The 10,528-nt window shown below is 47.6% G+C and carries 8 protein-coding genes; all 8 read right to left on the reverse strand.

Translation table 11 applies throughout. The features are described from left to right. Positions 1-448: tetratricopeptide repeat protein (locus IT392_07855; protein ID MCC6544399.1), on the reverse strand; the 448-nt coding region annotated here is incomplete at its 3' end. After that, positions 445-2,367, reverse strand: coding sequence for a tetratricopeptide repeat protein (locus tag IT392_07860; protein ID MCC6544400.1), 1,923 nt, complete (start codon positions 2,365-2,367; stop codon positions 445-447). The genes IT392_07855 and IT392_07860, both read right to left, overlap by 4 nt. Beyond that, positions 2,351-3,148, reverse strand: a complete 798-nt coding sequence (locus tag IT392_07865) for a formylglycine-generating enzyme family protein (GenBank protein MCC6544401.1) — start codon at positions 3,146-3,148, stop codon at positions 2,351-2,353. Before IT392_07865 ends, IT392_07860 begins: the two co-directional genes overlap by 17 nt. Before the next feature lie 24 nt (positions 3,149-3,172). Then, a complete protein-coding gene (locus tag IT392_07870) occupies positions 3,173-3,916 on the reverse strand; it encodes an SUMF1/EgtB/PvdO family nonheme iron enzyme (protein MCC6544402.1) in 744 nt (247 codons plus the stop codon). 82 nt (positions 3,917-3,998) lie between these two features. Continuing rightward, positions 3,999-4,823 carry a formylglycine-generating enzyme family protein gene (locus IT392_07875; protein MCC6544403.1) on the reverse strand — a complete coding sequence of 275 codons (825 nt, stop codon included), beginning with the start codon at positions 4,821-4,823 and terminating at the stop codon, positions 3,999-4,001. A gap of 17 nt (positions 4,824-4,840) precedes the next feature. After that, positions 4,841-7,549 (reverse strand): hypothetical protein, encoded by a 2,709-nt coding sequence (locus IT392_07880; protein MCC6544404.1) that lies wholly within the window; start codon positions 7,547-7,549, stop codon positions 4,841-4,843. 26 nt (positions 7,550-7,575) lie between these two features. Then, complete coding sequence (locus tag IT392_07885; protein ID MCC6544405.1) at positions 7,576-8,322, reverse strand: hypothetical protein; 747 nt, start codon at positions 8,320-8,322, stop codon at positions 7,576-7,578. Positions 8,323-8,378: 56 nt separating this feature from the next. Then, the gene (locus IT392_07890; protein ID MCC6544406.1) at positions 8,379-10,439 is read right to left on the reverse strand and encodes a putative Ig domain-containing protein; all 2,061 of its coding nucleotides are present in this window, start codon (positions 10,437-10,439) and stop codon (positions 8,379-8,381) included. Between the last annotated feature and the right edge of the window lie 89 nt (positions 10,440-10,528).

Below are 10,528 nucleotides of genomic sequence, written 5' to 3' on the forward strand. Positions count from 1 at the left end.
AGGCAAACCTCTGGACAATGTAGGTAACAGCCTGGGTCTGTACAGGATGGGCAATAAATATCAGGGAGGCCGCAAGGGCTATAAACCACCTGGTCCTCGAATCCATTTTGAAGCGCTCCATGACAGGTGTCCTTAATGTCAGACCAGCAAGCAGCCAGACCAGGAGGCCGTTTATTATATGTATGACGATATTCACTACATGATACCCGAAGACGCTGAGACGGCCAAAATGATAGTTCAGTGCAAAGGAGAGCTCTCCTATATATCTTGTCCCCGAAAAATTATGGAAATTTGCAAGGCTTCTGATCTTGCTGTTCTTTATGATATTGCCAATATCATCAAAGTGGAAGGGAGAGAAAAAGCTGTTGGAATAGATAAGGAGGGCAGTTGCTGACACAAGTATCAGGGCCAGTGTAAAGCCGGACTTTTTATATACCTCTTTTTTCATCTCTGTCTTTCCTTTATTTCCTTTGCCTTGAAGGCCAAAACGAGGTTATTGCGGGCTTCAGAAAAATCAGGGTTCAGTCTTAAGGCTGCCCTGAATTCCCCTATCGCCTCGTCTATCTTTCCCATATTTGCAAAGATAAAGCCAAGACTGTTGTGGGCCTTGGCAAAGTCAGCATCGAGATTTAAGACGGTCTTGAATTCCTCTATCGCCTCATTAGAAAGGCCCTTTTTATAGTAAGCGACCCCAAGGTCGTAATGGGCCTCTGTCAGCTTCGGATTAAGCCGCAGGGCATTCCTGTATTCTTCTATCGCTTCATCAGCCCTCCCCTGTCCTGAATAGACAGATCCGAGGAGATGGTGTACCGGAGCACTTTCAGGCCTGAGTCTCAGAAAGGTCTTGAATTGTTCTATCGCCTCATTGTAGAGGCCTTTTTTCCTGTAGGCAACTGCGAGGTCATATATGGCCTCTACAAGATCAGGCTTGAACATTAAGGCAGTCTTGTATTCGTTTATGGCCTCGTCTATTCGACCCTCCTTATAATAAGCAGCTCCGAGGTTGTCATACCCCCTTGCCTTTTTAGGGCTTTTACGCACCACATCTGTCCAGAGGGCAACTTCATTCCCCCAGACAAGGTTCCTTTTAAACGTAAGCAGGGAAAGTGGAATGACAACAACAGCTATCACAATGGAGGCTGCAAGCATCTGAGAAACCCTGATCCCTGACCTCTCCCGCCAGTATTCAATACCATACAGCAGCGCTGAACCAGATGACATAGCAAATCCCGCACCAGGCAGATAGAGTCTGTGCTCAAAGATCACATCCTTTATAGGTATGATACTTGATTCAACTGAAAGGGTTATAAAAAACCAGAGGATGCCAAAGGACGTCAACAGCAGATACACATTACCGTTCCTACGGGAATAGACAAAAAGATATACAGCGAGACACAGGATAGCCAAAAGGAACAGAAAGGATAAGAAGACTGCAGGTGTAGAAAGGGAATGATAGACGGGGTAGTCATAATCAAGATTCTGATTGACAGGAAGAACCAGCAATCTGATATATGTAACTATCACCCGGAATTGTGTAAGTAAATAATCACCTCTTGAAATATTCAATGTGTTCTGAGCCGCCCCTTCCAGACTTCCCGCAATGTTGCTGACAGGTATATGGAAATCCATAAGGGTCAGGGGAATGACGGCAAGGGTTAGAAGATATGGAACAAAAACGTACAGATGCCTCCTCCTGTCCTTAAAAAATGTGAATTCAAATAGAAGGATCATAAAGGGGAGGGTAAAGCTGATCTCCTTGGTCTTCATGGCAAGGATGGCAGAAGATATGGAAAGAAGATAGATGATAATCCTGAATCTCTTACCGGAAGCGAGTCTCCATTTCAGAAAAAGCACCAGTGATAAGAAATAAAACAGCGTCGCCAGGGAGGCAAACCTCTGGATAATATATGTGACCGCCTGGGTCTGTACCGGATGAGTAATAAAGATCAGGGACGCAGCAAGTGCTATAAAACCGTTAAGCTGCTCCCTTCCGGATGCACCTGCCATCATCGCCGGCGTCCTGAATATCAAAGTGACTAAACACCAGACAAGGAGGCCATTAATAATGTGGATGGAGACATTGACCAGGTGGTAGCCAAAGACGTTAAGTCCTCCGAAATAATAGTTCAGTGCAATAGATAGTTCACCCACATATCTGGTTCCTGAAAGATCAAGAAAATTGGAGAGATCTCTGATCCTGCCTCCTTCAAAGACAATATGAGGGATGTCGTCAAAGACGAAGGGGGATGAGAATGTGCCGGAGTTGACAAGAATTGCAATTATGGTGACAAGAGACATTACTACAACAAAGGGAACCCCCTGCTGCATGTAAGAACGTGCCGGAAATTCCTTATGGAGATTTTGCACACCTGAAGCCATGATCAAAATCGCTGTGCCAGTTATGTCCCCTTGTCGCAAGGGTTGATCTTATAGCATATCTTGAGGCAGTTCTTGTATACCTGTAGAGGGGAGTCTCATAGGACCCGCCGCGCAGTACGCGATAAGGCCCGGTATAATGGCCGGCTGAAACAGTATTTCCCGGATAAGGCGTATACCACTCAGACGTCCACTCTCTTACATTACCGGCCATGTCATATACACCATACGGACTGACATCCCCCGGATAGCTGCCAACAGCCGCTGTCCACTTTCTCCCGGACTCTGCGGTGTTTGCCTTTCCAGTGTCATATTCATTCCCCCAGGGCCATAGCCTGCCGTCAGTACCACGGGCTGCCTTCTCCCACTCAACCTCTGTGGGAAGACGTTTCCCGGCCCACTTGCAGTAGGAATCGGCATCCAGCCAATCCACATCAACAACAGGATAGTTGTCCTCGCCCTTTTTAAATACCTCTCTCTCCACCCAGTGGCTTGGCCGATAGGGATCATTTACCTTGAGCACAAAGTCTAAAAACTGGGCATTAGTAACCTCATAGCGGTCCATGTAGAAATCATCTACATAAACCATATGCCTTGGAAGTTCATCCACTCCAATGGCCATACCAAGTTTGCCGTCGGATTCACTGCTTCCCATCTCAAAAGATCCGGCAGGTATATAGACCATGTCAGCAGGCAGATCCTTCTTTACAATAAAATTCTGATGACTGCAGCCGGCCAGCAGAGATACAATCGTTAGGATCACCAGGAACATCTTACCTCCTTTACTCAGCATTCATTACTCAGCATCCAGGGCACATCGGAATCCGTGGCCGGGATGATCCCACTGCGGGGCTACTGAATGTCTGTAGGCAGTTCTGGCAAAAGGCACAGAGGGGTTTTCAAATGAGCCGCCGCGCAGAACCTTATATTTTTCTCCAAATGCCTCACGCTTCAGGGTGCTCCCTGGATAGGGCTTATACCAGGAAGAGGTCCATTCCATCACATTTCCCCCCATATCATAAACCCCGTAGGGGCTCACCCCCTGCGGATAACTTCCAACAGGTGTTGTCCAGCTTGTCAGGGCCTCTAATGTATTGGCTTTTAAATCCTCTGGAACGTTTGGTTCGTTGCCCCAGGGCCACTGGCGGCCGTCTGTACCCCTTGCGGCCTTTTCCCACTCTTCTTCAGTTGGAAGTCTTTTCCCAACCCAGCGGCAATAGTCATCTGCATCATACCAGGATATAGCGTTCATTGGATGATTTATTTTTGGTACGGGATATATCTTAACCCACTCCTCAACTTTCCATATCCGCGGGGTCCTTCGTCCTGTTATATCAAGAAACTTCCTGAACTCCCCAACGGTAACTTCATACAGGTCTATGTAATAGCCCTTCAGATACACCCTGTGCTGCGGGATTTCATCAACCCCGACTGCCAGTCCCAGGAGGCCGTCTTTCTCATTGCTCCCCATCAGAAACCATCCTTCAGGGATGTATGCCATCCCATCAGGCGGAGCAGGAGGTTTGACCTCTCTCATCATTGTACTGCATCCGGTTAATAAAAGACCATAGACAAAACAACACAAAAGAGAAAAACCTGCTGTCGAAACACTCTGGTAAAATTTATTCCGCATCCTTCACACATCTGAAACCGAGTCCGCGATGTTTATATTCCGGCTCATAGGTATTGGAGCGATAGGCCGACCTGCTGTATGGAAGGGCTGGCATAACCCATGAGCCCCCCCTGCCAATCCTGTATATCTTACCATAGGATTCCCGCGTAAGTGAACTCCCAGGATACGGAAGGAACCATGATGACGTCCACTCCCCGACATTTCCACACATATCATAGACCCCATAAGGACTGACATCTTCCGGCAGACTCCCCGGTACAAGAATTCTGCCCGGTCCTGTATATTTTGAATTACAATACTCTCCTTTAAAATCATTCCCCCAGGGCCACTGACGATGGTCTGTACCCCGTGCAGCCTTCTCCCACTGCTCCTCAGTCGGGAGTCTCTTTCCGGCCCAGCGGCAGTAGGCTTCAGCATCATACCAACTGACGTATGTAACCGGGATATCGTCCTGGCCTTCCGGTGGAGAACCATCCTTCCACGAATATAAGCCTTCTTTAATATCCACCGGTGGGGGATGGCCGGTTGCCCTTACGAATAATTTATATTCACCATTAGTCACTTCATATCTGTCTATGAAATAGCTATCCAGAGACACCTTGTGCAGTGGAATCTCATCTACCCCTACAGATGTCCCTACTTGTCCATCATTTTCTGAGCTGCCCATGAGGAACTCTCCGGAAGGGATCAGAACCATCCCGTCTTCTAATGGTGGATAGTGATTGCCTGCTGATGATACTTCTTCTGCCTTCGCTGTTGATGCAATTACCATCACCAGAGCCATTGCAACTACCTGAGACAATAAAAAAAGCACGTACTCCCCCGGCCTCTCTAAAACTCCTCCCCTGCGGTCCCTGCACACCATAAGGGACCTATGAATGAGCTTGGATTGGGACGGTAGTGGCAGGTAGACATGGTCGTTCCATGACATTTCAGATCACAACGAAAGAGAGTAAAACTCCCCTGAACATCCATATACCACCTTGGTTTAATCGCCGTGGCGCCTTCTACGAGTCCGGGGGCGAAGTTAATAAGATGCGTATCTACCACCCCGTCAATAATACCATCTTCGTCATCCGGAGGAAGACACCCGGGAGGGTCTGACATGGAGTCTCCGCCGCCGCAGTTCGGGTAGATTCTACCGGTTCCATTCCCATAGATGGTGTTCGGCGCCTCAATATTGCTGTGGACGTTGTTGTGGCATTCATGACAGTAGGCGCCGCCAAGCAACAAGTGGTATACATGAAGATTGTAATCCCAGGCAGACGAAATCAATCCAGGATTCCCGAAGAAGTTGGTCCATGATGGATCATATGGATTCGCCCCGGACTGATTCGGATCAAATGCGCGCCGGTCATGGCACTGGAAACAGAGGCTGAAGTTATCATAATTTGAACTGCTCTTGCCATCCTCACCATAGTTTCTTCCCGGATTCCGGATGTCAGTATTGTACATGTTCCTCAGTATGCGTGTATAGATGGAACCATGTGGCCCCTGAGGTTTGGTTGGATCTATACTGGTATCTTCACCTATCTTGGACGGACGATCGGTTATCCTCCTGTATGAAGCACCATTCGGAAGGCCTGTTACAGGGCCTTTGACATCACCAATCCCTGACACGTTATTGTTATGGCAATCCGTACATTGGATGGTAATGTTCCTTAGCGCCCCGGCAGGGTCTGCATCACAGCTCCCATTGGTACCTGCCGGATTAACACTTGACTCACTGATATCAAAGGCAATGGCAAGCTGCTTACAGAGCTGACGTGTGCCATTTCTTCCAGGAGCAGCCACAGGGTGAAAGGCCGGATTATAAAACTGCTGCGTATGATCCAGACCTATATCCGCACTGTTAGGGTCGAACTCTTTCCGCTTGTTGCTGTAACCCCTGAGGCTCAAATTAGCATTAGTGGGACCGGCATCTCTTGGATCTGAACGATAGTTGGTATCCTCGGGGTATCTGCTGCCTAAAAACAGATTAGTATAACTATTCCCGTGACACCTTAAACAGACTTCATATACATATGGTTCACGGCTGTTCCCGGCTATCTTTGCCCCTACGACACTACCATTAATATCAATCCCCTTCATACCCTTTAACCTGTTGGTCTTCGCAACCTGATGCGGGTTGTGGCAATCTACACATTCGATATGTGTAGTATCCTGTATGGTGGTACCAGGGGTATATTCATTGAAAACCGGAGGGGAGGAACTCCAGAGTTCCACTCCTTCCTGAGGTCTGGCTACAAATACAGGTTCATGGCCCGGGTCCATGGTAATGTTCATTGCGCTGCCGGTGCCGCCGCGGCCTAAGTTTACATCTTTATAAAATTCGCTCCTGATATCAGGCGGCGTTACACCAGGCACAGGTGTGATTCCCATCTCCGTTGCCGGTCTGTGGCAAAGATAGCAGGTATTCTCTATGGCCAGATTATTGTTGAAATCCACTCCTTCGCGCAAGAGCCTCTTTGCACCCTGAGCCGTGTGTGGATCGTGGCAGGCCCGGCAGGCATATTTACCCACTGTATGATCCGGGGCCCCGTCAAAGTTATACGGATTAGACTGTGTCGGATTTGCCGGCGGTACAAATGTAGCCACATCGTGTGAACTCCCCGACCAGCCCGGCTTATCGTGACAGTAAACACAGATGATCTTTCCCCTGTCAGGACTCTCAGGCTCGTTGAAGAAGTTGGCACGCAGGAACTTGGGAAAAGTTGCAGCATGAGGATTATGACAGGAGGTACACTGCACTGAATCGTACCTGCCCGAAAGATTGCCGGGATATCTCCTCATCGGTGAAATAGGGGTGGTATCTCCCACCTTGGCAGGCGGAACCAACGGCGCACCCGGGTCTACAAGTTCTTCATCCCTGAGGGCAAGGACCGTATCGTATACAAAAGACACAGGATGGTCATTCTGCAGGTTAGTGCCAATAACCCTTGTATCCCCTGTTGAAACCCCTGATCCCACAGGCATTGTCCCGGCGCCTCCTGCCGATGCCTGACCTGTCGGATAAATCATGTCGAACGAAGGGAAAAATATCCCTGAACCAGGCGGATTGACGACTGTCCCCATGGCAATTGTCCCGTCATGACAGGAAAGACATAATCTCGAATAACCAGTAGGGGCATTAGGCTTTGGGGGGCTTACTTCATATGCCTCAAAACTGGTACTCCAGATCTGGTCGTAAAGGATATAGCGTGCTGCAGACAGATTTCTATTCCATAATGGCGCTGAAAGTGTCGTTGTGGCTTCTGCATCTGACCCGTGAGGAGTGTGACAGAAAATACATACTTCAGTTGTCTGTTCGGTGTATACATTGCGCTCTATACCTGAGGGAGGAACAGAGGAAAGATTATGTTTCGTATTTCTGATGTCTTCAAGCAGTGATGGCACTAATGGCACCGGTGGAGGCGGGGGAGCCGGAGGTGACTGGGAATGGCTGCTCTCTCCAGGCACAAGGACAATAGAAAGACATGCTAAGGAGATGACGACTACAAGTAAAATTAAGTATCTTTTAGAAGCGGCTATTTTATCCATTTAATTGAATCCATTATAAAGATAATCTAAAACATGTCAACTCTGCGGAAAGAAAAAAAACGACGAGATTTAAAGAATATTATTGGCAAGAATAAGCAAGCCACACTCAGTACGTCTATTCCACCACTTTCGGGGCCATCCCTGTGTGATCTTATAGTTCCGCACCCTAAGCCGTTTCCGTTCCTGACAGAGGCCTTGGATAACTCTAATGACATAGATCTCGTCCCCTCATCTGTAGATAAAAATGAGTAACTTGATTCCATGGAAATATCTGTCTGCTGCGGCTGCCCATCACTACCCGCAGAGCCGTTGTCTTTCAGTATAAGCCGCTCACCGGACTTTAACATGTCCTGAGGAATATCCCAGGTCAACACTACCTTCTTACCCTTTGGGACTGAATCAATGGAAATCCTCCACATTGTATTACCATCCGCAAATCCCCTGATGTCCTTCCAGAGTTGTACAGACTGTTTTCCTCCGGCAGCCTTTCCGCTCAGGTAGGCCCTCAGGATTAAAGGGTGGTCAGAATCAGGATGAGATGTCAGTGCAGGGGTATCCCATAGATAATCAAGATCATCGGTAGCCCCTTGTTCCTTGCCGATTACAAGCTTGTTGTAAATCTTTTCTCCATTATCAGAGACTGTAGAGACCTCTATAGGGAACTTCCATGCAGAGGCATGCGGAGGACACAGGAGAAAATTAGAAATAATTATTATGAACACAAAAATAGCGATAATACTGATTTGTTTTTCGGGTGCGTCTTTTATACTCATTTTTTACATTTACCTCATTATTCTGATATTAATATATAATATTTGTTTTTCCTATGCTACGGTTTTTTGAATCTTATCTCTACCCCATTCACATTATTCACATATATCCAATAGCCAATCCATGGCTCAAATGCCGCCGGAGGGAGGTCATTGAACGAGGCGAAATCATAGTTATTTCCGTTAAGATAGTACAGGGTATTCCCTATCAGGCCGTTCTGAACTGCCTCCATAAATGGCTGAGCAATGCCATTGGCACTATTGTCCTTCACAGATATTTCACTCAACAGGATTGCCTTCTCATACGGGTTGCCTATCATGTTCCAGCCATTTTGCAACATGACGCTATACTCCGGGTCCACAGTCTTGAGACCCTCAACAGTCAGGGTTATATTGTCAGATGGAGAATAGAGAAAATATCCGTTGCCCGGGAATATCATATCTTCCATGTAATACCTTGGCGGTGTAATGCCTGGATATGCAGAATACCATCTGTAGAGAGCAACAGGTTTTCCCACCATACGCTCAAAGAGCAAATCTATGTCATTCTGCACAGGCATAAGCGGGATTGATATGAGATTATATCCCTTTTTCAATATAACTGACGAGGTCAGATCTGAAAGCTCTGTTGCCCCCCTTTCGCCTGATAATGGGAAATTGACTATATTGGATATAGCCGATATGTGCCCCAATGAATCCATACTCTTGATGGCAATACAGTATGATGTTCCTGCCTTAAGTCCTGACAGGGTATATGTCTGAAGAGACCTTGCCTGCGGTCTCCTTTCACCATGCAGCTCGACCGCCATATCCCATGTCCCCTCATCAAGTTCTGAGGAGCCGGGACAGCTTTCCATATAACGTAAATCATAGATGGCTGCAGTGCCTGTCAAACTGTCGTCTGATGGTGCAGACCACATCAGCAGCAGCGATGTATCCGTCAGATAGATCCCCCGCAAGTCACTAATCGCATCCGGCGGTTCTTTATCGTCGGGTTCTTTCACTGTAATCCTGATATCCTTTGAATCAGTGGCCCCGTTAACATCCCTGATACCGGCGGTAAAATCATATATCCCAGGGACGATCAATGTCCCTGATAATATTCCTGTCTTACTATCGAGTAATACTCCTTCAGGGAGATTACCTAATATACTCCATACAATTGGCGCACTACCCCCCCTGACTGTAATCCGGCCGCGGTAGGCTTCACCTGCAACACCATCCGGCAGAGTCGAAACGTCAATATTCGGTATTGAGTTGATATTCAGCGTATAATCCCGTGACCTGCTGTATTTACTAACCGGGTCAACCCCGGTGATTGTAAAGCTGTAAATGCCGGTTTCGGTCGGGGTACCGGTGATATCGCCCGTGTTTGTATTTAATGACATACCGGGTGGAAGATTCCCACTGGCAAGCTTCCATACAGGAGATCCCCCTATTGCCGATAACTTCTCATTATAGGAGGAGCCCATCGTACCATCAGGGAGTTGAGGCGGGGTGATGAAAAGCCCTTTCGTTTTCATCCTTATCTCAAAATAGCGGACCCCATACTTCTTGCCTGCCTCATGTGTGTTTGTGTAAACATATAGCGAAGAGTTCCTCATATCCATACTTTTTGCCGCATTAGCCGCATTGGAAAGCTCAACAAGTGTTATATCCATATCCGCAGGCTTGTCTTCGAAACTCCAATTTAGTGTGACAGTCCCGCCATTCAAGGTGGAGAAGACAAGGAATGACCAGACCTTATATTCCCCAAATGCCCTTATATCCCGCCATAGTGAACACTCCTGATCCGTATATCCTTCTTCAGGGTTTTTGCATACCCAGTTATCCACCACGCCATCATTGTTCTTATCTTCCGGTATGGTGCCATGGGTAAACATGGACTGGATCGGGTAGTCAGCTTCAACCATAGAGAGGGTGTCCAGGGCGCTGTTAAACCCGTCCGTGGCCCCTTCCCGCACGCCTGCAATAAGGTGGTTCCAGACCGTCCCATCGGCCCCCCTCGAGTCTGGCACGGATACCTTGATATGGACAGACCAGTCGGCCTCCCCGGCAAAGGCTGAGGATATTATGCTGATTGAGAACAATATGATGATTATTATCGAACGCTTAAACACCGCTCTTCCTCTCATAATCACTTTAGTCAAAACTTTCAAAACACCTGCAATGCTGAACACTGCGCTATTTCGCAGGCTTCAGCCTCATT

The sequence above is a fragment of the Nitrospirota bacterium genome, from assembly GCA_020846775.1.
Taxonomy (GTDB): domain Bacteria; phylum Nitrospirota; class 9FT-COMBO-42-15; order HDB-SIOI813; family HDB-SIOI813; genus RBG-16-43-11.

What these genes read in the sequence shown, in the direction of transcription:
- IT392_07865 (MCC6544401.1), bottom strand. Translation starts at nt 3,148, where the DNA reads ATGTTCCTGGTGATCCTAACGATTGTATCTCTGCTGGCCGGCTGCAGT.
- IT392_07870 (MCC6544402.1), bottom strand. Translation starts at nt 3,916, where the DNA reads ATGATGAGAGAGGTCAAACCTCCTGCTCCGCCTGATGGGATGGCATAC.
- IT392_07880 (MCC6544404.1), bottom strand. Translation starts at nt 7,549, where the DNA reads ATGGATAAAATAGCCGCTTCTAAAAGATACTTAATTTTACTTGTAGTC.
- IT392_07885 (MCC6544405.1), bottom strand. Translation starts at nt 8,322, where the DNA reads ATGAGTATAAAAGACGCACCCGAAAAACAAATCAGTATTATCGCTATT.